Origin of the sequence: Streptomyces sp. C (assembly GCF_000158895.1) — a bacterium.
Classification (GTDB): Bacteria; Actinomycetota; Actinomycetes; order Streptomycetales; family Streptomycetaceae; genus Streptomyces; species Streptomyces racemochromogenes.
Genome location: NZ_GG657750.1, coordinates 6,310,138 through 6,336,700 on the forward strand (window position 1 = coordinate 6,310,138; position 26,563 = coordinate 6,336,700).

The 26,563-nt window shown below is 69.0% G+C and carries 26 protein-coding genes; 15 read left to right on the forward strand and 11 right to left on the reverse strand.

All coding sequences use genetic code 11. The features are described from left to right. Positions 1 to 19 precede the first annotated feature (19 nt). Together SSNG_RS28345 and SSNG_RS28350 are read right to left on the reverse strand one after the other, a co-directional pair. Positions 20 to 676, reverse strand: coding sequence for an ATP-binding protein (locus SSNG_RS28345; RefSeq protein WP_007267364.1), 657 nt, complete (start codon positions 674 to 676; stop codon positions 20 to 22). 44 nt (positions 677 to 720) lie between these two features. Continuing rightward, positions 721 to 1,614, reverse strand: a complete 894-nt coding sequence (locus SSNG_RS28350) for a hypothetical protein (protein ID WP_042804252.1) — start codon at positions 1,612 to 1,614, stop codon at positions 721 to 723. A 253-nt stretch (positions 1,615 to 1,867) separates the two neighbouring features. Here SSNG_RS28350 and SSNG_RS28355 point away from each other — a divergent pair, with 253 nt between their 5' ends. From SSNG_RS28355 to SSNG_RS28365, 3 genes are all read left to right on the forward strand, one after another. Further along, on the forward strand, positions 1,868 to 2,152 hold the full coding sequence (locus SSNG_RS28355) for a helix-turn-helix transcriptional regulator (RefSeq protein WP_007267366.1): 285 nt from the start codon (positions 1,868 to 1,870) through the stop codon (positions 2,150 to 2,152). A gap of 119 nt (positions 2,153 to 2,271) precedes the next feature. Continuing rightward, positions 2,272 to 2,589 (forward strand): helix-turn-helix domain-containing protein, encoded by a 318-nt coding sequence (locus SSNG_RS28360; protein WP_007267367.1) that lies wholly within the window; start codon positions 2,272 to 2,274, stop codon positions 2,587 to 2,589. A gap of 45 nt (positions 2,590 to 2,634) precedes the next feature. Continuing rightward, positions 2,635 to 3,882, forward strand: a complete 1,248-nt coding sequence (locus SSNG_RS28365) for a site-specific integrase (protein WP_007267368.1) — start codon at positions 2,635 to 2,637, stop codon at positions 3,880 to 3,882. A 104-nt stretch (positions 3,883 to 3,986) separates the two neighbouring features. Here SSNG_RS28365 and SSNG_RS28370 read toward each other — a convergent pair whose 3' ends face one another. Beyond that, entirely contained in the window at positions 3,987 to 4,886 is a 900-nt protein-coding gene (locus SSNG_RS28370) for a hypothetical protein (RefSeq protein WP_042802132.1), read from the reverse strand. A gap of 355 nt (positions 4,887 to 5,241) precedes the next feature. Then, on the reverse strand, positions 5,242 to 6,381 hold the full coding sequence (locus tag SSNG_RS28375) for a magnesium and cobalt transport protein CorA (protein WP_007267370.1): 1,140 nt from the start codon (positions 6,379 to 6,381) through the stop codon (positions 5,242 to 5,244). 71 nt (positions 6,382 to 6,452) lie between these two features. On the opposite strand from SSNG_RS28375, the gene SSNG_RS28380 reads away from it, so the two are divergent. After that, the gene (locus tag SSNG_RS28380; protein WP_007267371.1) at positions 6,453 to 7,565 is read left to right on the forward strand and encodes a winged helix DNA-binding domain-containing protein; all 1,113 of its coding nucleotides are present in this window, start codon (positions 6,453 to 6,455) and stop codon (positions 7,563 to 7,565) included. A 45-nt stretch (positions 7,566 to 7,610) separates the two neighbouring features. Next, positions 7,611 to 9,290, forward strand: a complete 1,680-nt coding sequence (locus SSNG_RS28385) for an AMP-binding protein (RefSeq protein WP_007267372.1) — start codon at positions 7,611 to 7,613, stop codon at positions 9,288 to 9,290. Positions 9,291 to 9,399: 109 nt separating this feature from the next. Here the strand turns inward: SSNG_RS28385 and SSNG_RS28390 are convergent, their stop codons facing one another. Both SSNG_RS28390 and SSNG_RS28395 read right to left on the reverse strand, forming a co-directional pair. Then, the gene (locus SSNG_RS28390) at positions 9,400 to 9,888 is read right to left on the reverse strand and encodes a glutathione peroxidase (RefSeq protein ID WP_007267373.1); all 489 of its coding nucleotides are present in this window, start codon (positions 9,886 to 9,888) and stop codon (positions 9,400 to 9,402) included. Between the two features lie 99 nt (positions 9,889 to 9,987). Then, positions 9,988 to 10,866 carry a hypothetical protein gene (locus tag SSNG_RS28395; protein ID WP_042802134.1) on the reverse strand — a complete coding sequence of 293 codons (879 nt, stop codon included), beginning with the start codon at positions 10,864 to 10,866 and terminating at the stop codon, positions 9,988 to 9,990. Positions 10,867 to 11,134: 268 nt separating this feature from the next. Here SSNG_RS28395 and gcl point away from each other — a divergent pair, with 268 nt between their 5' ends. Beyond that, complete coding sequence (gene gcl / locus SSNG_RS28400) at positions 11,135 to 12,922, forward strand: glyoxylate carboligase (protein WP_007267375.1); 1,788 nt, start codon at positions 11,135 to 11,137, stop codon at positions 12,920 to 12,922. Positions 12,923 to 13,764: 842 nt separating this feature from the next. Here gcl and SSNG_RS28405 read toward each other — a convergent pair. Continuing rightward, positions 13,765 to 14,217 carry an NUDIX domain-containing protein gene (locus tag SSNG_RS28405; RefSeq protein ID WP_050779932.1) on the reverse strand — a complete coding sequence of 151 codons (453 nt, stop codon included), beginning with the start codon at positions 14,215 to 14,217 and terminating at the stop codon, positions 13,765 to 13,767. Positions 14,218 to 14,222: 5 nt separating this feature from the next. After that, positions 14,223 to 15,218, reverse strand: coding sequence for a transposase (locus tag SSNG_RS28410; protein ID WP_128637200.1), 996 nt, complete (start codon positions 15,216 to 15,218; stop codon positions 14,223 to 14,225). A 142-nt stretch (positions 15,219 to 15,360) separates the two neighbouring features. On the opposite strand from SSNG_RS28410, the gene SSNG_RS28415 reads away from it, so the two are divergent. Then, entirely contained in the window at positions 15,361 to 16,158 is a 798-nt protein-coding gene (locus tag SSNG_RS28415; RefSeq protein WP_007267379.1) for an RNA-guided endonuclease TnpB family protein, read from the forward strand. Then, positions 16,049 to 16,456: an alpha/beta hydrolase gene (locus SSNG_RS41330; RefSeq protein ID WP_129593342.1), complete on the forward strand. Its 408-nt coding sequence runs from the start codon at positions 16,049 to 16,051 to the stop codon at positions 16,454 to 16,456. Before SSNG_RS28415 ends, SSNG_RS41330 begins: the two co-directional genes overlap by 110 nt. A gap of 383 nt (positions 16,457 to 16,839) precedes the next feature. On the opposite strand, the gene SSNG_RS28425 is transcribed toward SSNG_RS41330, so the two are convergent. From SSNG_RS28425 to SSNG_RS28435, 3 genes are all read right to left on the reverse strand, one after another. After that, positions 16,840 to 18,297, reverse strand: coding sequence for a catalase (locus SSNG_RS28425; RefSeq protein ID WP_007267381.1), 1,458 nt, complete (start codon positions 18,295 to 18,297; stop codon positions 16,840 to 16,842). Between the two features lie 239 nt (positions 18,298 to 18,536). Further along, complete coding sequence (locus SSNG_RS28430) at positions 18,537 to 19,427, reverse strand: 2-hydroxy-3-oxopropionate reductase (protein ID WP_007267382.1); 891 nt, start codon at positions 19,425 to 19,427, stop codon at positions 18,537 to 18,539. 75 nt (positions 19,428 to 19,502) lie between these two features. Then, on the reverse strand, positions 19,503 to 20,336 hold the full coding sequence (locus SSNG_RS28435; RefSeq protein WP_007267383.1) for a TIM barrel protein: 834 nt from the start codon (positions 20,334 to 20,336) through the stop codon (positions 19,503 to 19,505). Positions 20,337 to 20,461: 125 nt separating this feature from the next. On the opposite strand from SSNG_RS28435, the gene SSNG_RS28440 reads away from it, so the two are divergent. The 7 genes from SSNG_RS28440 (at position 20,462) to SSNG_RS28470 (ending at position 26,432) form a co-directional block, all read left to right on the forward strand. Continuing rightward, positions 20,462 to 20,713, forward strand: coding sequence for a thiamine-binding protein (locus SSNG_RS28440; protein ID WP_007267384.1), 252 nt, complete (start codon positions 20,462 to 20,464; stop codon positions 20,711 to 20,713). Continuing rightward, complete coding sequence (locus SSNG_RS28445) at positions 20,710 to 21,114, forward strand: helix-turn-helix domain-containing protein (protein WP_007267385.1); 405 nt, start codon at positions 20,710 to 20,712, stop codon at positions 21,112 to 21,114. Before SSNG_RS28440 ends, SSNG_RS28445 begins: the two co-directional genes overlap by 4 nt. A 147-nt stretch (positions 21,115 to 21,261) precedes the next feature. Continuing rightward, the gene (gene uraD / locus SSNG_RS28450) at positions 21,262 to 21,777 is read left to right on the forward strand and encodes a 2-oxo-4-hydroxy-4-carboxy-5-ureidoimidazoline decarboxylase (protein WP_007267386.1); all 516 of its coding nucleotides are present in this window, start codon (positions 21,262 to 21,264) and stop codon (positions 21,775 to 21,777) included. Between the two features lie 2 nt (positions 21,778 to 21,779). Next, on the forward strand, positions 21,780 to 22,169 hold the full coding sequence (gene uraH / locus SSNG_RS28455) for a hydroxyisourate hydrolase (protein WP_007267387.1): 390 nt from the start codon (positions 21,780 to 21,782) through the stop codon (positions 22,167 to 22,169). Between the two features lies 1 nt (position 22,170). Then, positions 22,171 to 23,094, forward strand: coding sequence for a factor-independent urate hydroxylase (pucL, locus tag SSNG_RS28460; RefSeq protein ID WP_007267388.1), 924 nt, complete (start codon positions 22,171 to 22,173; stop codon positions 23,092 to 23,094). A 187-nt stretch (positions 23,095 to 23,281) separates the two neighbouring features. Next, on the forward strand, positions 23,282 to 24,685 hold the full coding sequence (locus SSNG_RS28465) for an 8-oxoguanine deaminase (protein ID WP_007267389.1): 1,404 nt from the start codon (positions 23,282 to 23,284) through the stop codon (positions 24,683 to 24,685). 346 nt (positions 24,686 to 25,031) lie between these two features. Further along, a complete protein-coding gene (locus SSNG_RS28470) occupies positions 25,032 to 26,432 on the forward strand; it encodes a nucleobase:cation symporter-2 family protein (RefSeq protein ID WP_128637202.1) in 1,401 nt (466 codons plus the stop codon). Positions 26,433 to 26,563 lie beyond the last annotated feature (131 nt).

The following is a 26,563-nucleotide window of genomic DNA, read 5'->3' on the forward strand; positions in this document are numbered from 1 at the left end:
CTCCAAAGGGTGGGCGCGTTCAAGCGGCGGGGGAGTTGCGGCGGCGGCGGTCGGGCCCGTCGAGGATGACCCGGTGGGTCATCTCGGAGAGGCGGGAGGCGACGCGGTCGCCGAGGGCGGTGCGGAGCTTGGGGATGGGGAGGTTCGTCGTGAGCAAGGTGGGGCGCAGGTACTCGTACCGGTAGTTGATCAGCCGGTAGGTCAGCTCCTCTGTCCACTCGCTGCCCTTGGCGGCGCCGAGGTCGTCCAGGACCAGCAGCGGGCAGCGGGCCAGGGTGTGCAGTTCACGTTCCGCGTCGAGTCCTGGGCGCGGCCTCAGGCGGGCGTACAGGTCGGCGGCGGTGACGGCTTCCCAGCGCAGGCGGACGCCGGCCGCGAGCAGGCTGCGGACGGCCCCATAGGCCTGGTGGGTTTTGCCGGTGCCGGTGGGGCCGACGATCAGCAGCGACGGGCCCTCTGCTATGCCCCGTGTGCCGGACGGGCCGGGGCGCCCGGCACGCGCGATCTCGTCCACCCAGGCGGCGACCTCGGGGTGATCGGCGTGGGCCTGCCGGTAGCGCGGGGGAATGCGGGCGTCGGCCAGTTGCAGGGAGGTGACCGGTTGGGGCGCGGGCTCCGGTTCCTGCGAGTCCATGACGGACGGGTCCATGCCCCGGCGGCGCAGGATCCCCGCCATGGCCCGGACGACGTGGTCGGCGGGCTGCGGGAGGGCGGCGGTGGTCAGAGGGCACCCCCGTAGGCAGCGGCGACGTCGGTGGGGTTGGTCCAGGGGCGGTGGGCGGCAGTGGGCGTGGAGGCACCCGTGTTCATGACCTCGTGCACGAGGCTGGGCAGGGTCTTCGGGTGGAGGCCCTTGGCCCGGTGGCGGTCGAGACCGGCTCGTACGTGGGCGGGGGCGATGCCCTCGTCGAGGAGCTTCTTGGCCTCCTGCCCGAGTTGACCGAGCACGCTGACGGGAGGGCGGTGCTCGCAGGCCGCGGTGTACTCGGCGATGAGATCCTTCGCAGAGACGGTCTGGGGCGCGGGGGCGCTCGCGCCCCCCAACGGGGTAGTTCCTAGATCCCTGTTCCTAGGTCCTAGATCCGGACGCTGAGGGCTCACGTCAGGGTCAGTGAGCCCTCCCTCAATCGGCTGTGAGGGCTCACTGAACTGCCCCTGACCTGCGGATTCCCTGCTCATGACGGGCTCCCCGCCTGCTGCCTGACCCGTCACGGAGGCTTCCGTGACGGCTCCGTGCACCGGCAGTGAGGGCTCACGCGGGACGCCGAGGTCATGGTGCGGGCAGGACGGGATCCTGCTGATGCTGGGGCGGTTGATCTTCTGGTGGAGGGCGAAGGCGACGACGTGCAGGTACTGCCTTCCGTCCTCGCCCTCGTAGCGGCAGATCAGGCCGGCCGCGTCGAGCTGCGTCAGGTCGTCCTCGACCTCCACCGGGCCGTGTTCGCGGCGCAGCGACCACAGTTGTCCCGCGATGACGGCGGCCTGGTCGCGGATGCGGCCCTTGTCGTCGGCTTGGGTGAGCAGGCCGAAGAAGGTCCGCTCGGCGCTCAGAGACACGGCCGCCAGGGACTCGGAGGCGAAAGCCTCGGGCTTGATGGTGCGGATACGGGCGATGGAGATCGACCGCCTTTCGAAATCGGGGCAGGGAAACCGGCGGGGCCGGGGTGCGTGGACAACACAGCCACACCCTGGGTCCATAAGTCCAGACCTGGCTCAAGCGGCCGTGAAAGGTTTTACGGTCGCACGACCGTAAACCCGAAACCCCGGTCGGCGAAATCGACCGCGATATTCGATGTCGGCCTGGGATCGCTCACGGCAGGCGGGGAATGCCTTCCCAAGCCTCCGGCGGGCAAGCTACAACACACCAATGCCGCCACGCCCTCTCGAAATCGGACCCGCCGGACGCGCCGCCGCCCACGCCATCGAGCGCACCCGCGTGGCCCGTGGCTACTCCCAGCGCCAGCTTGCCGCCCGGGTCACCGCACTCGGTCGCCCCATGACCTTCACCGCGCTCTCCCGCATCGAACGCAAGGTACGGCGCTGCGACATCGACGACCTCGTCGCCATCGCCGCAGCCCTCGGAGCGCCGCCACACGCGCTTCTCGCTGTTGCGTCCAGCCACCCCGAGTCGCTGAGGGTGGGCGGAATATAGCCGACGATCCCCGGTTTCCGAAACCGGGGATTCTCCGCACCATTGGTGGTCCCTGGAGGCCGCTGCGCCTGTGCGTGGCCAGTGGTCTATTTCCCCGTCCCCTTAGTAAGGAACTTCTCTTGTCTGTCGTCGATCCGATTTCCTCTATCGGTTCCCCTGAATTTCGTCACCGTTCCACCGTCGGCCGTGCATTTCTCGGGGTCCAGGACACGGCCGCGTATCTCGGTATTTCGCCCAAGACGCTTTACGTCTGGCGTCACCGGCGGCAGGGTCCGCCCAGTTTCCGGATGGGCGCCCGCGGGCGGGTGACGTACAGGGTCGATGCGCTCGACGCCTGGATACGTGCGCAGGAGCAGGCGGACTCGCGCTCCAACCTCGACCTCAACCCCGTGAGCGCCGCACCGCAGCGGCGCGCCGCCTACTCGGCAACCGTCTGACGGCTTTCGGCCGACCGTCCCGAACCCCTAGCTGCAAGGAAGCACTTGGCCGGCTACATCGAAGACCGCTGGATCAACAAGAAGAAGGACCCCGTCACCGGCAAGCGCGAGCGTACCGCCCGGTACGGCAAGGGCAGCCGGTACCGGGTCGCGGGCATCCCGGGCGTCCGGGGCATGTCGTTCGACACCCTGGAGGACGCCAAGGCGTGGCTCCGCAGGGCCGGTACCGACAGTGAGCGGGGCGAGTTCGTCGACCCGCGCGACGGTTCCATCACCGTCGCCGACTACATCGCGCGCCACTGGCAGGCGGGCGTGCGGGGTGCACCGGGCACGGTCAAGCGGGTGGACGAGCGCGTGCGCCTCCACGTACTCCCGCACCTCGGTGACGTCGCACTGCGGGACGTCACCGCGTCCGTCCTGCGCGGCTACATCGCCATGCTCGAAGCCGAGTGCGCACCGCGCTACGCCCGGCAGATCCTGACCACCCTCTCGAACGTCTTCGAGACGGCGATCGACGACAAGCGCCTGGTCCGCAACCCGATGCGTGCCAAGTCCGTACGCTGGCCCAAGGCCCCGGAGGACCAACGGGAGGCCTGGCTGCTGGAGACCGCGCAACGAGTAAGGGACGCCATCAACCAGCGGTACCGGATCGCCGTCGTAGTCGCCCTCGGGTGCGGGCTGCGCCAAGGGGAAGTCTTCGGGCTGTCGCCGGCGGACATCGACTTCGAGCGCGGCCTCATCCGCGTCCGCCGACAGGTCCAGCTCCTGTACGGACGCCTGTACTTCACCCTCCCCAAGGGCGGGAAGACCCGGGTCGTCGACATGCCGCCTTCGGTGGCCGCCGAGCTGCGCGCACACTTCTTGCAGCTTCCGGCCGTCGAGGTCGAGCTGCCCTGGGGCGGCCCTGAACCGGATCGGGAGAAGCGCTCCTTCCCGCTGGTCCTGACCACCACTTACGGCAACGCGATCCGCGCCAACATCTTCAACGACGAGGTGTGGAAGCCCGCCCTCGCGAAGGCTGGTGTGATCCCCGTGCGGGAGAAGGGCCAGCGTTGGAAGGCCTCCCGCAAGGACGGCTTCCACGTTCTCCGGCACACCTACGCCTCCGTAATCCTGGAGGCGGGTGAATTCGTCGTCACCCTCGCCCGATGGCTCGGCCACTCCAGCCCGACCATCACCCTCGACCACTACGCCCACTTCATGCCCGAGGCCGGCGGCAAGGGGCGGGCAGCCGTTGATGCGCTGATCGGCGTGATCCCTGAGTGCGTCCCCGAGAACGTCACGCTCGAATGAGAAATGGGTGGCACAGCGTCTGCTGTGCCACCCATTGTGGCGTCCGGGACTCAGTGCATGGGCTGTCTATGCTGGCGGACGTCTCGCACAGTGTTGGAGACGGCTCAGAACAGTGGAATGCCAAGGCTCGCTGAAACCAACTGGGCAACTCCTGTCCAGCCGAGGGCGGGCAGATTGGTCTTGGCGCTCTGCAGCACCCTCTCCGTGAGCTGTCGAATCCGCCCGGGCTCAGGTGCGCCCACGGCGAGTTCCGCTGCGAGGGCCTCCGCATCGGCGATGACTACGGCTCGGACTTCCTCCGGCACGTCTGCGGACTGCGCGGCGGCCAGAACCTCCCGCGCGAACAGCGCGAGCTGCTGCGGGTCGTAGCCGAAGACGTTGTTCTGGGTGTTGTCCTGGCCCATCTGGGGCGCGCCCCCGTTGACGGTGATGTTCCACTCGTTGTGGATGCGGGGTCGTTGCTGCTCGTTCAAGAAGTTCCTCACAGAGATGGGATCTTTGAAACCACACTCGATGCCGAGAGCCGTCAGGGTGAAGGCTCGAATGGTTTGAGGTGTCTGATCGACCGTCAGGATCTTGTTCGCCTCGAGGTACTCGACCGCCCGGAAGACCTCAGCGACCTCCAGGATCTCGTCCAGTACGGCCATGTGCTTGGAGAGCAGGAAGTCGATCACCTCTACGCGCCCCGATGGGTAGTTGGCCACGCCGGCTGCGACAAGCCCGTTGAGGGCATGGTCGAACCTCATACGGGGGTTGTCTCGTTCTGCGATGAGTCGATCGGCCTCGGCCAATCCACGGGGGGTGAGGGAGCAGGCCGTTCCGGATGCATAGAGCTCGGTGTTGTGCACCATGCCGGCGGCTTTGAGGTAGTTGATGAGGGTGACAAGGCGAGCATCGCCGACGGGGTGCCAGAAGGGTTCCGCGTCCACCAGGGCTTGGGTGTCGCCAGCGGACTCCGCGCGTAGCCAGACCAAGAGCAGGTCCGTCTCTATCTCGATCGTCACAGAAGGATGCTAGGCGGTCTCTTCCGCATCTTGCAGGTAGAACCCGTGCCGTCCACTGTCATGAGGTCTCTCTCCAGATCCGCAGTGCTGAGGACCTTTGCAGACGGGCAATGTCCCAAGTGGCTGGATGTCCTGGGGTCTCTCGGCGGTGCCCTGCGGCATGGAACATTCGGCGGGCCATGCAGCGTAGCGGCGCGAGCTGCTCGCCAGAACGCGACTGCATAGAACGTCAGGTGAGGGCGCGATGCCACCCTTCGCGGAGTTGCGCATTCTCCCCAGATTCTCCCCACGGGACCTCTGGGGCGTGATTCAAAGTTTGCTTGCGCTAAGTCGATCAAGCCTTCATGGTGAGTCGCTACAGCCAGTCCCTCTTCCTGAAGATCACGTACAGGCTCGTACAGACCACCGCCATCAGCAGGATCGCGAACGGATACCCCGCCGCCCAGTGCAGCTCGGGCATGGTCTCGAAGTTCATCCCGTAGATGGTTCCCACCAACGTGGGTGCAAACAAGATGGCGGCCCACGAGGAGATCTTCTTGATCTCCTCGTTCTGTTCGAAGCCGGCCTCCGCCAAGGCGCGCATTTCCGCGTTCTGTTGTTGGGAGACCAGGGTGGCGTTCACCGTGAGGATTTCCGTGAGGGCCTGGCGGAAGCCGTCCACGCGTTCGCTCGTGTGCGTCACGTGGTCGGCCACGTCGCGGAGGTAGCGCTGGAGTTCCTCGTCCGTGCCGTACTTGGCGAAGCCCGCCATCAGGCCGTGGAGCATGCCGACCAGGGGGCGGGTGGCGCGTTGGAACTCGACCATTTCGCGGGAGAGTTCGTAGATGCGGCGCGAGACCTCCGGGTCGCCGCGGAAGACCTCCGTCTCGATCTCGTCCATGTCCGTCTGGACGCCCGCCACGACCGGGGCGTAGCCGTCCACCACCGCGTCGAGGATCGCGTACAGGACCGCCTCCGGGCCGAGGGAGAGGAGGTCCGGGGTCTCCTCCATGCGGCGGCGGACGGCGGTGAGGTCCGGGGCGGCTCCGTGGCGGACCGTGATCAGGAAGTCCGGGCCGACGAAGATGTGCAGCTCGCCGAAGTCGACCTCCTCCAGGGCGTCCAGGTAGCGGGCCGCGCGCAGGACCACGAAGAGGGTGTCGCCGTAGCGCTCCAGCTTGGGGCGCTGGTGGGCCTCCAGGGCGTCTTCGATCGAGAGCGGGTGTAGATCGAACTCGGCGGCGAGGGAGTGGAGTTGTGACTCCGTCGGGCGGTGGAGGCCGATCCAGGCCATGCCGTCCGGTTGCTGGCGCAGCAGCCGGAAGGTGTCCGCGAGGGTGGTGGGGGAGGCGACCCGGCGGCCGTCGCGGTAGACGGCCGAGTCGATCACGCTCTCGCGGTCCGGGGGTGCCGTGCTGGGGGACGTCGGCGGGGGAGTGGCGGCGGGGCCGGGAGGGCGGAGCCAGCCCGAGCGCCTCGAAGGGGAGGAAGGGCGGCGGTTCGGGCGTTCCGACATCGCTGGTCAGTCTCCGGACGACGAGGTGGTTGCGGACAGAGGGTGTCCGCGATCGGGGATAGGTTGCCGGTATGGCTTCCAGGACGAGCCCCGTGCTCGACACCCGCGCTCTGAACCGTGCCACGCTCGCCCGCCAGCTGCTGCTGAGCCGCGCCGAGATGTCCCCGGAGGACGCCGTCGCGCACCTGCTCGGACTCCAGGCGCAGAACGTGAAACCCCCGTACTTCCAGCTGCACGCCCGGCTCGCCCGGTTCCGGCCGGAGGCGTTGGGCCGGCTGATGGAGGAGCGGAAGGTGGTGCGGATGGTGACCATGCGGTCCACCATCCACACCCACACCGTCCGGGACGCCCTCGTCCTGCGGCCGCTCGTGCAGGGCGCCCGCGACCGGGAGGTGAACTACTTCCGCAAGGGGCTCGCCGGCGTCGACCTGGAACGGCTCGCCCGGCGCGCCCGGGCCTTCGTCGAGGCCGAGCCGCGCACCATGGGGGAGATCCGCGAGGACCTGCTGCTGGAGTGGCCCTCCGCCGACCCGCAGTCGCTGGCCGTCGCCGCCCGCTGCCTGCTCCCGCTCGTACAGGTCACCCCGCGCGGGGTGTGGGGCCGCAGCGGGCAGGTGCGGCTGACGACGGTGGAGGCCTGGGTGGGGGAGGCCCCGCAGGAGCGGGCGGGGGAGAGCATCGACGACGTCGTGCTCCGCTACCTGGGTGCCTTCGGGCCCGCCTCCGTCAAGGACATGCAGACCTGGGCCGGGCTCACCCGGCTGCGCGAGGCCTTCGAGCGGCTGCGCCCGCGGCTGGTCACCTTCCGCGACGAGAACGGCGTCGAGCTCTTCGACCTGCCCGACGCGCCCCGCCCCGACGCCGACACCCCGGCGCCGCCCCGCTTCCTCCCCGAGTTCGACAACCTGCTGCTCTCCCACGCCGACCGCTCCCGCGTGATCCCCGCGGAGGCCAAGGGCCGCAGCTGGACCGGGAACCAGGCCCACTGCACCCTCCTCGTCGACGGGTTCCTCGCCGGCCTCTGGCGCATCGACGACACCGGGGGACGGCCGAACCTGACCGTCGAGCTGTTCGGTACGCCGACACGGGCGCGGAAGGACGAGATCGCCGCCGAGGGCGAGGCCCTGCTCGCCGGGATGGGCGGCGCGCCCGGACCCGTCCGCTTCGGGTCAATCCACGGCTGACGCCGCCCTGGTGGAGGCCCCGCCCGGCGCGGCACGATGCCTCTCATGACGGAGAACAGCGCCACCGAAAGCTTCCAGGCCGCGCGGGACTTCCTGCTCGAACACCGGGGGAAGTACGACGCCGCCCACGCCGGCTTCACCTGGCCCCGCCCCGAGCGCTTCAACTGGGCCCTCGACTGGTTCGACCACATCGCGACCGGGAACGGCGCCGACGCCCTGCGGATCGTCGAGGAGGACGGCACCAGCCGGTCCGTCTCCTTCGGGGAGATGAGCGTACGGTCCGACTCCGCCGCCAACTGGCTCCGCGCCCAGGGCGTCGCCGCCGGCGACCGGATCCTCGTCATGCTCGGCAACCAGAGAGAGCTGTGGGAGGTGATGCTCGGCGCGATGAAACTGCGCGCCGTCGTCATCCCCGCCACCCCGCTGCTCGGCCCCGCCGACCTGCGCGACCGGGTCGACCGCGGCCGCGTACGCCACGTCATCGCCCGAGCCGAGGACACCCCCAAGTTCGACGAGGTCCCCGGCACCTACACCCGCATCGCCGCCGGGGCGGAGGTCCCCACCGGGTGGCGGCGCCTGGAGGACATGTACGCCGCCGACGGCGCCTTCACCCCGGACGGCGTCACCCTCGCCACCGACCCCCTGATGCTCTACTTCACCTCGGGCACCACCGCCAGCCCCAAGCTGGTCGAGCACACGCACGCCTCGTACCCGATCGGGCACCTGTCCACCATGTACTGGCTCGGGCTGCGCCCCGGCGACGTCCACCTCAACATCGCCTCGCCAGGCTGGGCCAAGCACGCCTGGTCCAACATCTTCGCCCCCTGGAACGCGGGCGCCACCGTCTTCGTCCACAACTACGCCCGCTTCGACGCCGAGCGCCTCATGGCCGAGATGGACCGCGGCGGCGTCACCACCTTCTGCGCCCCGCCCACCGTCTGGCGGATGCTGATCCAGTCCGACCTCACCAAGCTGCGCAGGCCCCCGCGCGAGGCCGTCGCCGCCGGCGAGCCGCTGAACCCCGAGGTCATCGAACGGGTCCGGGACGCCTGGGGCATCACCATCCGCGACGGTTTCGGCCAGACCGAGACCACCCTCCAGGTCGGGAACTTCCCCGGAGCCGAGGTCAAGCCCGGGTCCATGGGCCGCCCCGCGCCCGGGTACGAGATCGTCCTGCTGGACGCCGTCACCGGCAAGGAGTCCCCCGTCGAGGGAGAGCTGTGCGTGGACCTGCGCAGCGCCCCCGCAGGGGTGATGACCGGCTACCGGGACGACCCCGAGCGCACCGCCGAGGCCATGGCCGACGGGCTCTACCGCACCGGCGACATCGCCTCCCGCGACGCCGACGGCTACCTCACCTACGTGGGCCGGGCCGACGACGTCTTCAAGGCCTCCGACTACAAGATCAGCCCCTTCGAGCTGGAGAGCGCCCTCCTGGAACACGAGGCCGTGGCCGAGGCGGCCGTCGTCCCCGCCCCCGACGAGCTGCGCCTGGCGGTGCCGAAGGCGTACGTCACCCTCGCCGCCGGCTGGGAGCCCGGCGAGGAGACCGCCCGGGCGCTCTTCGAGCACTCCCGGGCGGTCCTCTCCCCGTACAAGCGGATCCGGCGCATCGAGTTCGCGGAGCTCCCCAAGACCGTCTCCGGCAAGATCCGCCGGGTCGAGCTCAGGGAGCTCACCGCCGCCGGCTCGGCGCGCGAGTACGTCGAGGCCGACCTGGGCTGATGCGGAGGGGCTGAGCAGGGCCTACGGGGCCTACGGGGCCTACGGGACCTGCGGGGCCTGCGGGACCTACGGGACCTACGGGCCTACGGGGCCTACGGGCCTGCCGGCCTCAGACCGGCAGCTGCGCCTCGATCGCGGCGATGACCTCGGGGGCCTCGGGCTCGGTGCGCGGGCGGAAGCGCGCGACGACCTCGCCGGCGGGGGAGATCAGGAACTTCTCGAAGTTCCACTGGATGTCCCCCGCCTCACCCTCGGCGTCCGGGGTCTTCACCAGCTCCTGGTACAGGGGGTGCCGGTTCTCACCGTTCACCTCGGACTTCTCCAGCATCGGGAAGGTCACGCCGAAACCGGCCGCGCAGAAGGTCTGGATGTCCTCCGCGGTGCCCGGCTCCTGCCCGCCGAACTGGTTGCACGGCACACCTATGACCGTGAAGCCCTTCTCCTCGTACTTGAACTGCAGCCGGGCCAGTCCCGAGTACTGGGGGGTGAGCCCGCACTGGGAGGCGGTGTTCACCAGGAGGATGGCCTTGCCCCGGTGGGCCGCCAGGCTGGTGGGCTCGTCGTCCAGGGTCGTCAGCGGGATGTCGTACAGGCTCATCGGGCTCTCCTCGGCAGGAAGGGGGCGTCGGGACGATGGTCAAGGTCACGTCCGAGATGACGTCCAAGAAGTTGATACGGACATCAACAGCCCCAGAGCCTAGGCCCCCATTCCCACCAGCCGGTCCGCCGGGTCGTTGACCGGCTGCGGCATGCCCGTCAGGTCCATCACGAACAGCGGTATCCCCAGGTCGTCCGCGCGGCCCCGGGCCTCCTCGGTGTACCCGGCCAGGGAGAAGTAGACGCTGGTCGCCGAGGCCGTCAGGCCGTTCAGCCACACGCACTCCACCGCCCGCAGCCCGGCGGGCGCCGTGGTCGGGTCCACCTGCGCCACCACCCCGGGGGCCCGCAGGTCCACCACCTCCGACGGGATCGGCACCTGGTCGGGCTGGCGCACGTCCTGGAAGCCCAGCCAGCGCAGGTACAGCGCGGCGGTGACCACCGCGTCCCGGGCGGTACGGATGGTCACCGGCCGGAACGCCGACCGTGACACCGCGGGCCGCCCGGCGGCCGGGTCCGTACGCGGCCCCGCGCCGCCGCCGGGGCCGTCAGGGCCGTCCGCGCCGCCGCGGGGCTCCGCCCGCGCAGGGTCCCGCCGTACGCCGCGTGCGCCCGCGCCTGCGCCCGCGGCGCCCGCCGCGCCCGCGCCCGCCGCCCCGGCGTCCCCGGCCGGCTGCCCCAGCGGCGGCTGGTCCGCCGGCTCCGGCGGCTGGTCCACCGGGTGCACGGGCACCCGTACGACCATCCCGCAGGAGCCGCAGCCGACCTCCGGGTGCGGCCACTCGCTCTCCCGCCCGCAGGCCGCGCAGCGCACGGTCACCCAGGCCTCCGACCAGTTGCGGTGCGTGAGCGGGACGGGCGGGGCCGCCAGGTCCAGGGGCGGCGCGACCGGGCTCCCGCAGGCGCAGGGATAGACCGGGGCGCTGTAACCGTTCTCGCGCCGGCACGAAGGACAGCGCACCGGTACCGCTTCCGCCATGAGACCTGGACCCCCTCCGTCGCTGTGCGTGGGTCCATGCTCCACCACCGGCGACCGCCGGGGGACGAGGACCGGCCGATTCACGCCGATCCGGCTCCGGCCCCCGGTCATTTGTACAACTCGCCGAACGCAATGCGGCTTTTGGTGGGTTCCGGGGTGCCTTACCGCCTTGACGTGCGCGAAGTGGCGCCTTAGCTTGTTCCGTATAGCAGAACAAAAATTCCGGATGACGGAAAAAGTCTGACCGCCAGACCCGCAGGAGAACCTGATGCCTCGTATGACAGCCGCCGCTGCCGCAGTTGAGATCCTCAAGCTCGAGGGTGTCGAACAAGCGTTCGGCGTGCCCGGTGCTGCGATCAACCCGTTCTACCGCGAGCTCAAGAACGTGGGCGGCATCGCGCACACGCTGGCCCGCCACGTCGAGGGCGCCTCGCACATGGCCGAGGGCTACACCCGAGCCCAGGCGGGCAACATCGGCGTCTGCATCGGTACCTCGGGCCCGGCCGGCACCGACATGATCACCGGCCTGTACTCCGCCATCGCGGACTCGATCCCGATCCTCTGCATCACCGGTCAGGCTCCGGTCTCGAAGCTCCACAAGGAGGACTTCCAGGCCGTCGACATCGCCACCATCGCCAAGCCCGTCACCAAGGCCGCGACCACGGTCCTGGAGGCCGCGCAGGTCCCCGGCGTCTTCCAGCAGGCCTTCCACCTGATGCGCTCCGGCCGTCCGGGCCCGGTCCTGATCGACCTGCCGATCGACGTCCAGCTGACCGAGATCGAGTTCGACCCCGAGACCTACACCCCGCTGCCGGTCTACAAGCCGCAGGCCAGCCGCGCCCAGGCCGAGAAGGCCCTCGGCTTCCTGCTGGAGGCCGAGCGCCCGCTGATCGTCGCCGGCGGCGGCATCATCAACGCCGACGCCTCCGACCTGCTGGTCGAGTTCGCCGAGCTGACGGGCATCCCGGTCATCTCCACCCTCATGGGCTGGGGCACCATCCCGGACGACCACGAGCTGGCCGCCGGCATGGTCGGCGTCCAGACCGCGCACCGCTACGGCAACGCGACCTTCCTGGAGTCGGACACGGTCATCGGCATCGGCAACCGCTGGGCCAACCGTCACACCGGCTACAACCTGGACGCCTACACCAAGGGCCGCAAGTTCGTCCACGTCGACATCGAGCCCACCCAGCTGGGCAAGATCTTCGCCCCCGACTTCGGCATCGCCTCCGACGCCAAGGTCGCCCTGGAGCTCTTCATCGAGGTCGCCAAGGAGTGGAAGGCCGAGGGCAAGCTGCCCGACTTCTCCGCCTGGGCCGCCTCCGCGCAGGAGCGCAAGGCCACCCTGCAGCGCCGTACGCACTTCGAGAACATCCCCATGAAGCCGCAGCGCGTCTACGAGGAGATGAACAAGGCGTTCGGCCCGGAGACCCGCTACGTCACCACCATCGGCCTCTCCCAGATCGCGGCCGCGCAGTTCCTGCACGTCTACAAGCCGCGCCACTGGGTCAACTGCGGCCAGGCCGGCCCCCTCGGCTGGACCATCCCGGCCGCGATCGGCGCCGCCACCGCGCAGCCCGAGGTCCCGGTCGTCGCCCTCTCCGGCGACTACGACTTCCAGTTCATGATCGAGGAGCTGGCGGTCGCCGCCCAGCACAAGGTCCCCTACGTCCACGTCCTCGTGAACAACGCCTACCTGGGTCTGATCCGCCAGGCGCAGGGCGGCCTCGGCATCAACTTCGAGGTCAACCTCGAGTTCGAGAACATCAACACCCCGGAGATCGGCGTCTACGGCGTCGACCACGTCAAGGTCGCCGAGGGCCTGGGCGTCAAGGCCATCCGCGTCACCGACCCGGACAAGCTGGGCGAGGCCTTCGAGGAGGCCAAGAAGCTGGCGCAGGAGTTCCAGGTCCCGGTCGTCGTCGAGGCCATCCTGGAGCGCGTCACCAACATCGCGATGAGCAAGACGGTCGACATGAGCGACGTCACCGAGTTCGAAGAGCTCGCGACCGAGCCGGGCCACGCCCCGACCGCGATCAAGGCCCTCCAGGTCTGATCGCACCCGGTACGCACCCTGCGGCCCCCGTTCCTCCTCCGGGAGGGGCGGGGGCCGCGGGGCGTTGGGGGGGCAAGGCGTTCGGGGGTGCGGGGCCTGCGGTTCGGGCCCGCTATCTCCCCCTCGAGGTCCCGGGCCCGGTCGGTGGTTGCCCACCCGCCTCCCCCGGTGCGGGTGGGTGCGTACGAGGCCCCGTGCGGCGGTGGCCGACGCCCCCGGCGGGGCAAGGCCCGGCCGGGACGTCGGCCCGCGGGCCGGGGCGCGGGGGCCCCGCGGTACGCGGCGGGGGCGGGCCCTGCGGCCGTGAGGGGGAGGCGGCTTCGGCTGTGGCGCGGGGGAGGGGGTCCGGATCCCCTCGGGCGGTCTCAGGAAGGCCGCGGGGGTTTCCCGTCAGTCCCATCGTCCTTCCGGTTCGGGCCGGCCCCTCAAGGGCGCTCCCTTCGGTCGCGTCGCTACGCGATCGCCTTCGGCGACCCTTGACAGCCCGACCCGCCCCGGAAAGCCGAAAGACTGCCGGGAAACCCCCGAAGGAACGGCACGGTCCAGAGGGGGAGGGACGGGTCTCTCAGGGATGAGGCGAGGGGCCGGGCGCCGGCCCGCCGGGCATCCGGGCCCTCAGCAGTCGAGATCCCGGGCCAGGGGCGCGGCTACCCGCACGAGAGGGCGATCAGGGCGCCCTGCGGAGCCCCCGGGCGAGACATATCGCTACGCGCTTCTCTGATCTCGGCGGCCGGCGATCGTCTTGGGCTGACCCGTACCAGGGGGTGGACAGGGCAGCCGGGGATGCGCAGGGGCGCGACGGATCGCTACGCGCTTCTCCGATCTCGGCGACCGGCGGCCGTCTAGGGCTGGTCTGTGAGGAGTTGGCGGCCGTCGTGGCTGCGGACGTGGGGGCTGTTGTCGTCGAGGGCGTCCAGGAGTCGGATGGCGTAGACCTCGGACATGCGCTCGGCCACCTCGTTGGGTGTGAGCCACTGGACGGCCGTGGTTTCACCTGAGAGGCGTTCTGTGCCGCCCGAGGGTTTGCAGCGGAAGACCAGGGCCACCACGCCGGCCGTGACGTTCTTGTACACGCCGGTGAGCTGGTCCACTTCGACATGGATGCCGGTTTCCTCCAGCACTTCCCGCCGCACCCCGTCTGCGGGGGTTTCCGCCAGCTCCAGCACTCCGCCCGGAAGCTCCCACGTTCCGTTGTCGGCTCGGCGGATGGCCAGCAGCCGGCCGTCATCGCGCACCACTACTCCGGCAACCGACACGGCATGGCGTGGCGTTGAGTCCTTCGGTGAGGTGTTAATCGGTCTCAATCGAGGCTGTCGGTGCGTTCGGCCAGGGCCCGTAGTTCGTCGGATGCGGTACGGCCTGCGCTGAGCACGAGGTCCCTGATGGCCGTCCGGGCCGCAACGTGGGTGCGGATCATTTCAGGTGCCAGTTCCTCGGCGCGCAGTAGGCAGTCCAGCGACTCTGCATGCTGGCGGCGCTGTGCATGGGCTCTGCCCATGTCCATCAACAGGCGCGCTTGCCGCTCGGCGGACAAGCCGCCCGCGTGGATCCCCTTGGAGAGGTCGAGGGCCTCGCCTGCATCGCCGAGTTCGACTGCGGTCGAGACGGCCTGGATCTCCACGTTGGTGGGGCCGAACTCGAGATTGAAGTCGTTGCGGTCCTGGCCCAGTTGTCGGGCGACGGTTCGAGCGGCCTCGATCTGCCGACGTGCGGCGGATCTGTCTCCCACGCGGGCGTGTACGAGTGCCAGCACCAAGTGCAGTGATCCCAGGATGGACAGGTGCTGGGGCTCGTCGGCCCGAGTGTCTTCGAGGGCGCTGATGGCCGTGGCTGCAGCGTGCTCCGCCTGGTCGAGGTGCTTCAGGCGTACGAAGGCGTGGCACAGGCGGTAGATACCGGCGAACACGCTCAGCGGGTTGCCTGAAAGTTCGAAGGCTGCGGCCAGGGCTTGGTAGGTCCTGGCCAGTAGATCGTGCAGTTCGGGGGCGTGCTCAGCCGACGCCGTGCGGCAGGCCAGCTCCAGCCTCGGGATCAACGTGGGTATTTCCACGCTCAGCTCCGCGAAGCGAGCGGTGTGCGTGAGGGTCGCCGAGCAAGCCGGGTATCGTCTTCGCCCATGGGTTGTGGGCTGATGGATCCTCAGAACTGCTCTGGCCCGCAGGTCACAGTGGACGGTTCTGTTCAGGACCGCCTTCGGCGGGAAGTTCACCAGGAGGTGGACGTGGTTGTTCCCGCCGTTGAACTCGGTCAGCTCGCATTCATAGTCGACGCAGACGGCGCGCCTGATCTCCTCCATCCGCTTGAGTGGGTGTCGGCGAATACCTCGTGCCGGTATCTCGTCACGAAAACCAAGTGGGCATGAAGCGCGAACGTGCAGTGTCTCCCCGTACGAATGTTCTGTCTGTCAGCCATAAACCAACCGCAGTACGGTGATCGGCATGAAGCTCAGGTATCAGTTCTGGCTGTACCCGAGCGCCCCGCAACGGACCATGCTGGCGGAGGCGTTCGGGTGCGCCCGTATCGTCTTCAACGACGCCCTCCGCGCCCGCCAGGACGCCTACAGGCAGGGCGCTATGCGCCCGACCGCTGCGGAACTCTCGAAGCGGTTCGTCACCGACGCCAAGAAGACCGACGAACGGCACTGGCTGGACGACGCGTCGGCCGTGGTGCTCCAGCAGTCCCTGCGGGACCTTGAGACCGCGTACTCCAACTTCTTCGCCTCCGGGAACGGCACCCGCAAGGGACCGAGGACGGGGCCGCCGAAGTTCAAGAAGAAGACCAGCCGCCAGTCCATCCGCTTCACCGCCAACGCCCGCTTCTCGATCACCGAGGGCGGCGCGCTGCGCCTGCCGAAGATCGGCGACGTGAAGATCCGCTGGTCCCGCCGGCTTCCCTCCGCCCCGTCGTCCGTGACCGTGGTCAAGGACACGTCCGGCAGGTACTTCGCCTCGTTCGTGGTGGAGGCCGAAGACAAGCCACTGCCCGAGCTGGACCTGGACGAGACCGAGACCGGGATCGACCTGGGGCTGTCCACCTACGCCGTCCTGCGCGGACGGAAAGTCAGCTCCCCGAAGTTCTTCCGCCGGCACGGACGAGCGGGTCGCGGGACTCGTCTACGTCGCCGCCCTGGGGCCGGACGCCGGGGAGTCCCCCGAGGAGCTGATCGGCAAGTTCGACCCGCCGCCGCTCTTCTCCCACCTGGACAACGAGGACGGGCGCATCTGGATCGCCCGTGACGGCATCTCCGACTTCTGCGGGGACCTGCCGCGGGAGGAGCAGCTGCTGGTGTGGGCGACGCAGGGCGCCCCGCGCGCGGAGGTCCTCGGCTCCAGGCTCGACGAGCCGGCCTGGCGGACCAGGCCCAGCTGGTTCCTCGTCGCCACGCGGGACCACGCGGTCAACCCGGAGCTCCAGCGGTTCTGCGCCCACCGCATGGGCGCCACCATCGCCGAGGTCGAGTCCTCCCACACCCCCATGCTGTCCAAGCCCGAGGCGGTCCTGGACCTCATCCGAACGGCGGCCCGCTCGGTCTGAACGGCAAAGAGCCGAGTCACGGGACCGTCCGTGACTCGGCTCTCTGGTTGTTACCGCCCGACGGAGCGAGGCTGGCGCGACAGGACGTTCGCACCGCCGGGCGGAGTCGGAAGGTTCTCCTCTACGTGTGAGGGGGCCCTGTGCGTGGCCCCTCGTACGCAGAGGAGTGGCTGGGACCGTGGCGGTCGGGCGACGAGAACTCCGGCGTCGTCTCCCTCAGGTCAAGAGACGGGCCTCGGAACCCATTACCACCGCACTGGCTCGCTCGCCCGCCACGGTCCTCGTCCTGCCCCCACCGCGTACCACCCCTCATCCGGGTCCGCGGTGCGGGCTCGGCACCCGGAGCCTGACCTCCCGTCAGGCCCCCGGTGCAGCTTGTGGGCTCAGGCGTCGCGCAGGGCGCGGACGGCCTCCTCGACGCGCTTGCCGTAGTCGGCGTCGGCGGCGTGGAAGTGAGCCAGGTTCTTCTCGATGACGTGCTCCAGGGTGACCTGGGACAGACCGCCGGCGATGTTCGCCACCAGGCGCTGCTTCTCGGCCTCCGACATCAGGCGGTAGAGCTCACCGGCCTGGAAGAAGTCGTCGTCCTTGGTGTGGGCCGGGGCCTCGTGGGTGCCCGTGTAGCCGGAGACGGCCTTCGGGGCACCCAGGGCTATGCCGGTCTCGGCGGGGCCCTGGTACGAGTTGGGCTCGTAGTTCTTGTCGGTGCGCGAACCGTTGCGCAGCGCCATGACGCCGTCGCGGCCGTAGTTCTCGGCCTTCGTCGCCTTCGGGGCGTTGACCGGCAGCTGGGTGTGGTTCACACCGAGGCGGTAGCGCTGGGCGTCGGCGTACGCGAACAGGCGGCCCTGGAGCATCTTGTCCGGCGAGGCGGTGATGCCCGGGACGAAGTTGTTCGGGGAGAAGGCGGACTGCTCGACCTCGGCGAAGACGTTGTCCGGGTTGCGGTCGAGGACCAGGCGGCCCACGCGCTGCAGCGGGTAGTCGGCGTGCGGCCACACCTTGGTGAGGTCGAACGGGTTGAAGCGGTAGTCCGCGGCCTCGGCGGCGGGCATGATCTGGACGTAGAGGGTCCAGCTCGGGTTCACGCCGCGCTCGATCGCCTGGAGCAGGTCGGTCTGGTGCGAGTTGGGGTCCTGGCCGACGAGCTCGGCGGCCTGCTCGCCCGAGAGGCAGCGGATGCCCTGGTTCGTCTTGAAGTGGTACTTGACGAAGAAGGCCTCGCCCTGGGCGTTGGTCCACTGGTAGGTGTGGGAGCCGTAGCCGTTCATGTGGCGGTAGGACGCCGGGATGCCGCGGTCACCCATCAGCCAGGTGATCTGGTGCGTGGCCTCGGGGGCGTGCGCCCAGAAGTCCCAGACGTTGTCCGGCTCCTGCTTGCCCGTGAAGGGGTCGCGCTTCTGGGAGTGGATGAAGTCGGGGAACTTGATCGGGTCCTTGATGAAGAACACCGGGGTGTTGTTGCCGACGAGGTCGTAGTTGCCCTCTTCGGTGTAGAACTTCAGCGCGAAGCCGCGCGGGTCGCGGACGGCGTCCGCGCCACCGAGGGAGTCGGCGACGGTGGAGAAGCGCAGGAAGGTCTCGGTCTTCTTGCCGACCGTGTTCAGGAACGCCGCGCTGGTGTACGCCGTGACGTCGTCGGTCACCTCGAAGTAGCCGTACGCGGCAGAGCCGCGGGCGTGCACGACGCGCTCCGGGATGCGCTCGCGGTTGAAGCGGGCGAGCTTCTCCAGGAGCTGCTGGTCCTGGATCAGGAGCGGGCCACCGACGCCGGCGGTGGCGGAGTTCTGGTTGTCGGCGACCGGGGCGCCGGACTCGGTCGTCAGCGTGCGCTTCGACATGGTGACCTTCCGTACGGGTAACTGCTGACGGAAAGCGTCTTCCGTCATGCGGAACAGCCTAATTTCGGCGTGAACGCGACGTCAACAGTTTGTTTAAAAGAAAGAGTGAGGAGAGGTGATCCGGACGGTGCCGGCGCTTGGGCGCGACAGGACAGGTGTCAGCACCGGCACCATCCGGAAACTCAGGCCCCCGTCAGGGCGGGGGGAGGGCGGCCCGGGGGAGCGGGCCGCCGCGGGGATCAGACCTGGGCGCCGGAGAGGCGCTCGACCGCGCGCAGCAGCGCGGAGTGGTCCAGGCCGCCGTCACCCTGGGCGCGCAGCGAGGCGACCAGCTGGGCGACGACCGCGCCGACCGGCAGGGCCGCACCGACGTTGCGGGCGGCGTCGGTGACGATGCCCATGTCCTTGTGGTGCAGGTCGATCCGGAAGCCGGGCTTGAAGTCGCGGTTCAGGAAGTTGTCCTTCTTGCGGGTCAGGACCGTGGAGCCGGCCAGACCGCCGTTGAGGACGTCGAGGGCGGCCTCGAGGTTCACGCCGGACTTCTCGAGGAAGACGACGGCCTCGGCGCACGCCTGGATGTTCACCGCGACGATGAGCTGGTTGGCGGCCTTCACCGTCTGGCCGGAACCGTGCGGACCGCACAGGACGATGACCTTGCCGAGGGTCTCCAGGATCGGGAGCGCGGCGTCGAAGTCGGCCTGCTCGCCACCCACCATGATCGACAGCACGGCCTCGATGGCGCCGGCCTCGCCGCCGGACACCGGGGCGTCGATGACGCGGATGCCCTTCTCGGCGGCGTTCTTCGCCAGGTCGACGGAGGTCTGCGGGGTGATCGACGACATGTCGATGATCAGCGCGCCGGACTTGGCGTTCTCGAGGATGCCGTTCGGGCCGTAGTTGATGGCCTCGACCTGCGGGGAGGCGGGCACCATCGTGATGATGACGTCGGCGTCGGCGACGGCCTCGGCGATCGAGCCGGCCGCGGAGCCGCCGGCGGCGGCCAGGCGGTCCAGCTTGTCCTGCTCCAGGGTGAAGCCGGTGACCGAGTAGCCGGCCTTGAGGAGGTTCTCGGACATGGGGGAGCCCATGATGCCGAGACCGATCCACGCGATCTTGGGGAGGTTGCTCATGATGAGGGTCCTTCTCTTAATGCTTCGTACGAAAAGTGCGTGAGGTGCCTGGCCGATCGCCCGGACTTCGTCCTCTTACTTGGCGGCGCGGGCCTCGGCCGGGAGCCAGTCGAAGGACGCGGCGGCGTCGGCGGCCTTGTACTCCAGGCCGACAAAGCCCTGGTAGCCGGCCTTCTTGAGCTGGTCGAGGAGGTCCTCGAGGGGCAGCTCGCCGGTGCCGGGGGCACCGCGTCCGGGCTTGTCCGCGATCTGGACGTGCCCGGTCTTGGCGGCGTACTTTTCGATGACCTCGGAGAGGTCCTCATCGTTCATCGCCAGGTGGTACAGGTCGAGGAGGAACTTGGCGTTCCCGAGGCCGGTGGCCTCGTTCACCTTGTCCACCACCTCGATGCCGGCCGGGGCGCTCACCAGGGGGTAGAGCGGCGACTCGGGCTTGTTGAGGGTCTCGATCAGGAGGATCGCACCCACGCGGTCCGCGGCCCGGGCCGCGACGACCAGGTTCTTCAGGGCCAGCTCGTCCTGGACCGCCGGGTCCACGCCCTCGACGCGGTTGCCGTACAGGGCGTTGAGCGCCTTGCAGCCGACCGAGGCGGCGAAGTCGGCCGCCACGTTGATGTTGGCGTTGAAGCGGTCCGACTCCTCGCCGGGGACCGATACCGCGCCGCGGTCCGGGCCCGGCAGCTGGCCGGCGTAGAAGTTCAGGCCCACCAGCTGGGTGCCGGCGTCCTCAAGAGCCTTCTTGAGAGCGTCCAGCTCCTCCTGAGCGGGGGTGGGGGTCTCGATCCAGGGCCACCACAGCTCGACCGCGGTGAAGCCCGCCGCGGCGGCGGCCGCGGGGCGCTCCAGGAGCGGGAGTTCCGTGAAGAGGATCGACAGGTTCACATCGAAGCGCTGGTCCGTGTATCCCATGAGGGGTGTGCGCTCCTTCCGTATTGCGGAAGTTATTTTCTGCTTGATGGAAGACTGCAAGCCGACCGTCGCACTTGTCAAGTGCGGACTCCCGGAATCTCACGACTGCCGGGTAGCTTGACGGCGTGCGATTGAGAGTTGAGTTCACGACCGAGCCCTTCGACCTCGAAGAGGCTCCCGCCCACGCCGTGGCCGCCCGCGAGGTCATCCAGAAGGCCGAGCTGGACGCGGTCGACGTCGGCCCGTTCGGCAACACCGCCGAGGGCGACTCCGACCGGGTGCTGACCGCCGTCGCCGCGCTGCTGCGCGATTCCCTGGAGGCCGGCGCGACGCGCGTCTCGCTCCAGGTCAATGTGATCGGGGAGGACGGCGCATGACCGAGCCCCGCGACCACCCCTTCGTCGCCGCGGTCAAGCCGCTGGTGGACGCGATGGGCGGCGAGATGATGGACCCCGCCCTGGCGGAACCCGACGACGTCGTGCTCGCGTGGGAGGGTCAGGAGCTGCTGGCCGTGCGCCTGCCCCAGCTCTCCGACTCGCTGGACCGCATCCTTGCCGTGCTGGAGCGCCGGCACGGCGTACCGTTGGCGCAGCTGGACCGCAAGGCCAAGCAGGACGTGGTGCGCATACTGGAGGCGCGGGGCGCCTTCTCGGTGCGGCACGGTGTGGAAACGGTCGCGAGTGCCCTGGGCGTAAGCCGCTTCACGGTCTACAACTACTTGAACCGGGACGCCGCCGCTCAAACGAAGCCCGGAAAGACAGCCAAGAGTGAAGGCTGAATAACTGCTGGTGACGAGCCGCCGCCCAATTCACCCGGGCGGCGGCTTTTGTGTACGCGAAGTTTCAACAAAGTGTTGACGCCGTGTTGCCGAGGGCGTTAGCTATGCGCAGCCCGTCAAAGCAACAACAGGCCACGGAGGCCTACCGTGACTTCGAGTCCGACCCCGGGTCTCACCCGGTTCAACGCCTTGGACGACAGCGCGGCCACGGCCGAGCTGCACGAGGTGTGCGCCAGTTCGGCGTGGGGGAGCAAGATCCTCGCCCAGCGCCCCTTCGCCACCGTCGACGCCCTGTTCGCCGCCAACGAGTCCGCCATGGCGGAGCTCACCGCGGAGGACCTCGGCGAGGCGATGGGAGGCCACGCGCCGATCGGCCGGCCGAAGCCGGGAGACCCGACCTCCGCCCGCGAGCAGCGTGGCATGGCCGGTGCCTCGGAGGAGCTCAAGAACGAGCTCCTGGAGCTGAACCTGGCCTACCAGGAGAAGTTCGGCCACGTCTTCCTCATCTGCGCCACCGGTGCGACCGGTGAGTTCATGCGGGACGCGGTCAAGGTCCGGATCGAGAACACCGCCGAGCAGGAGCGAGAGATCGCGCGCGGCGAGCTCGTGAAGATCAACCGGATCCGCCTGACCCGCCTCGTCGAACTCGCAGAAGGAGAGTGACCATGAGCACCGAGACCACCGCGTCGGTGTCCACCCACATCCTGGACACCAGCATCGGCCGCCCCGCCGAGGGCGTCGCCATCTCCCTGTCGGCCCGCGCGGGCCTCGACGGCGAGTGGGCGGCCCTGGGCGGCAGCGCCACCGACGCCGACGGGCGCTGCAAGGACCTGCCGGCCCTGCCGGAGGGCACCACACACGTGCGTCTCGACTTCGAGACCGAGACGTACTTTTCGAAGAAGCAAGCCGAGGCGCAGCAGGACGCCCCCCGCGTAAGGGACAGCGGTGCGTTCTTCCCCGAGGTAACGATCACCTTCGCGGTGAACCCGGGCGAGCACTACCACGTACCGCTGCTGCTCAACCCGTTCGGCTACTCCGTTTACCGAGGGAGCTAGCATGGCCACGATTCTGGGCCAGAACCAGTACGGCAAGGCAGAGAACCGCGTCGTCAAGATCACGCGGGACGGCGACACCCACCACATCAAGGACCTGAACGTCTCGGTCGCCCTCTCCGGCGACATGGACGACGTCCACTACTCCGGCTCGAACGCCAACGTCCTCCCGACGGACACCACCAAGAACACGGTGTACGCGTTCGCCAAGGAGTACGGCATCGAGTCCGCCGAGCAGTTCGGCATCCACCTGGCGCGTTGGTTCGTCAACAGCCAGGAGCCGATCCAGCGCGCGCGCATCCGGATCGAAGAGTACGCCTGGGACCGCATCGCGACCTCGGACGCCAACTCCAAGTTCATCGGCGCCGACGAGGTCAACCACTCCTTCGTCCGCAAGGGCATGGAGACCCGCGTCACCCAGATCACGTACGACGGCCAGAACTGGGAGGTCGTCTCCGGCCTCAAGGACCTGATCGTCATGAACTCCACGAACTCCGAGTTCTGGGGTTACGTGAAGGACAAGTACACGACCCTCCAGGAGGCGTACGACCGCATCCTGGCCACCCAGGTGTCGGGTCGCTGGCGCTTCAACTGGACCGACGACGAGCAGCGGATGCCCAACTGGGAGAAGTCCTACGCCGAGACCAAGAAGCACATGCTCCAGGCCTTCGCGGAGACCTACTCCCTGTCGCTCCAGCAGACCCTGTACCAGATGGGTTCGCGCATCATCAACCACCGTTCGGAGATCGACGAGGTCCGCTTCTCGCTCCCGAACAAGCACCACTTCCTCGTCGACCTGGAGCCCTTCGGCCTCAAGAACGACAACGAGGTCTACTTCGCCGCGGACCGCCCGTACGGTCTGATCGAGGCGACGGTCCTCCGCGACGGCGCTGACGCCCGTATCCCCGTGGACATGACCAACCTCTGAGCAGTGCACGCGCGTCCCGGGGCTCCGCAGTGGCCCCGGGGCGCGACACCCCCACAACTTCCTGAATCGGCACCCGGACCAGCAGTCGGGGCGGCAGTACTGTCAGCTGTCCGGCCCCCGGATCCGGCACTCAAATCCCCTGGGTTTTGCCGTGCCCGCACCGCCACTGAAAGCACGAGGAAGTCCCATGGCAGCATCGGCAGCCCATGACAGCGCCGTAGAGCGCATCGTCATCGAGAACTGTGCGATCGCGACGGTCGACGCGAACGACACCGAGTACGCCTCGGGTCACATCGTCATCGCCGGCAACAAGATCGAGTCCATCGGCGCGGGCAAAGCCCCCGAGAACCTCGACAACGTCGTCCGCCGGATCGACGGCACCGGGCACCTCGTGACCCCCGGTCTGGTCAACACGCACCACCACTTCTACCAGTGGATCACGCGTGGCCTGGCCACTGACCACAACCTCTTCAACTGGCTCGTCGCGCTGTACCCGACCTGGGCGCGCATCGACGAGCAGATGGCGTACGTGGCCGCGCAGGGCTCCCTCGCCGCGATGGCCCGCGGTGGTGTCACCACCGCGATGGACCACCACTACGTCTACCCCAAGAACTCCGGCGACCTCTCCGGCGCGATCATCCGCGCCGCGTCCGAGATGGGCGTCCGCTTCACCCTGGCCCGCGGTTCCATGGACCGCAGCGAGAAGGACGGCGGCCTGCCGCCGGACCACGCCGTCGAGACCCTCGAGGGCGCCCTGGCCGACACCGAGGCGACCATCAAGAAGTTCCACGACGCCTCCGCCGACTCGATGACGCAGGTCGCGGTCGCCCCGTGCTCCCCCTTCTCGGTCTCCACCGAGCTGCTGAAGCAGGGCGCCGAGCTGGCCCGCCGCCTGGGTGTGCGCATGCACACGCACGGCTCGGAGACGGTCGAGGAGGAGAAGTTCTGCCACGAGCTCTTCGGCATGGGCCCGACCGACTACTTCGAGTCGACCGGCTGGCTCGGCGAGGACGTGTGGATGGCGCACAGCGTCCACATGAACGACTCCGACATCGCCGCGTTCGCCCGCACCAAGACCGGTGTCGCGCACTGCCCGTCCTCCAACGCCCGTCTGGCCGCCGGCATCGCCCGCGTCCCGGACATGCTGGCCGCCGGCGTCCCGGTCGGCCTCGGCGTGGACGGCACCGCCTCCAACGAGTCCGGTGAGCTGCACACCGAGCTGCGCAACGCGCTGCTGATCAACCGCCTGAACCCGGTGCACCGCGAGGCCGCGCTCAACGCGCGCCAGTCGCTGCGCCTCGGCACCTACGGCGGCGCCCAGGTCCTCGGCCGCGCCGACAACATCGGTTCGCTGGAGGCCGGCAAGAACGCCGACCTGGTGCTGTGGAACCTGAACACCTTCCTGCACTCCTCGATCGCCGACCCGGTCACCGCGCTCGTCTTCGGTGCGGCCGCCCCGGTCACCGCCTCGTTCGTCAACGGCAAGCAGATCGTCGAGAACAACCGGCTGCTCTTCGCGGACGAGGAGGCCATCGCGGTCTCCACCCGCGAGGAGGCCCAGCGCCTGGCGCGGATCTCCGCTCAGGGCTGATCTCCCCAGCGACCGCCGGGGGGAACCCCAGGAGTCCGGTCGGGGGGGACGGCCCCCGGCCGGCGGCCGCGGACCCGAGCGGGGTCCGCGGCAGCCGTTCCCGGGAAGCGCCCGAGGAGAGATCCGAGGGCGCCCCCGGGAGCGGTCACCGCTTGCCACGGCACCACCAGCCCCGCACGGGGGTGGGGCCACCGCGTGGAGCCGATTTTGGGCGAATCGATTCCGCACCCCTTGGGACAAGAAGTAGCAGGACCCACAACTCCATACAGGCTGGACCAGCACGCTTTCGCACCACCTCCATGACACCCACGTCCCTGCCGACGTGTTTAACCGACCGGAGGAAGCCGTGGCCGCAACGCCCAGGTTTCGCAAAGATGCAGTCGCAGTACCGGAGGAGAAGCACCCGGTCGACGAGACCCTGCCTCCGCTGAAGATGTTCACGAGCGGTCTCCAGCACGTGGCCGCCATGTACGCGGGTGTCGTAGCCCCGCCCATGATCGTTGGACCGGCGGTCGGCCTCTCCGCCACCGACACCGCCTTCCTGATGGGCGCCTCGCTCTTCACCGCAGGGCTCGCCACCCTGCTCCAGACCCTCGGGTTCTGGAAGATCGGCGCCAAGCTGCCCTTCGTCAACGGCGTCTCCTTCGCCGGTGTGACGCCGATGATCGCCATCGGCAAGGGCCAGGGGGACGACGCCATCCCCATCATCTTCGGCGCGATCATCGTCGCCGGAGCGGTCGGCTTCATAGCCGCCCCCTACTTCGGCAAGCTCGTACGCTTCTTCCCGCCCGTCGTCACCGGCACCGTCATCACCCTGATCGGCGTGTCCCTGCTGCCGGTGGCCTTCAACTGGTCGCAGGGCGGCAACCGCGCCGCCGCCGACTACGGCTCGATGAAGAACATCGGCATGGCGGCCCTCACCCTGGCGATCGTCCTCGTGATGCGGAAGTTCCTGCGCGGCTTCCTCCAGCAGATCTCCATCCTGCTGGGCCTGGTCGCCGGCACGCTGATCGCCCTCCCGCTGGGCATGACCAGCTTCGACGCCGTCAAGAACGCCTCCGTCGTCGGCTTCCCGACCCCCTTCCACTTCGGCGCCCCGCAGTTCCAGGTCGCCGCCATCGTCTCGATGTGCATCGTGATGCTGGTCTGCATGACCGAGTCGACCGCCGACATCCTGGCCCTCGGCAAGATCGTCGGACGGCCCGCGGACGCGAAGACCATCGAGGGCGGTCTGCGCGCCGACACCCTCGGCAGCGCGCTCAGCCCGCTGTTCAACGGCTTCATGTGCAGCGCCTTCGCCCAGAACATCGGACTCGTGGCGATGACCAAGGTGCGCAGCCGCTACGTCGTCGCGGCCGGCGGGGGCATCCTGATCCTGCTCGGCCTGTGTCCCATGGCCGCCTCCGTCATCGGGGTCGTCCCGCTGCCCGTCCTCGGCGGCGCCGGCGTGGTCCTCTTCGGCTCGGTCGCGGCCAGCGGCATCCAGACCCTGGCGGGCGCGGCCATGGAGAAGGGCGAGAACGCCCTGATCGTCGCCGCCTCGGTCGGCATCGGCCTGATCCCGATCGCCGCGCCCGAGTTCTACCACGCCTTCCCCAAGGACCTGCTCGTCGTACTCGACTCCGGCATCAGCACCGGCTGCGTGGTGGCGATCCTGCTCAACCTGGCCTTCAACCACCTCGGCGCGAAACGCGACGCGGCCGCGGACGCCGCGGAGGCCGTGGCGGAGCCGGTCTTCGTCCACTGAGCCCCGCGCCCCGACCCGCCGGGCCGGATCGGGCGCCGCGCGTATATATATATATATATATATATATATATATATATATATATATATATATATATATATATATATATATATATATATATATATATATATAT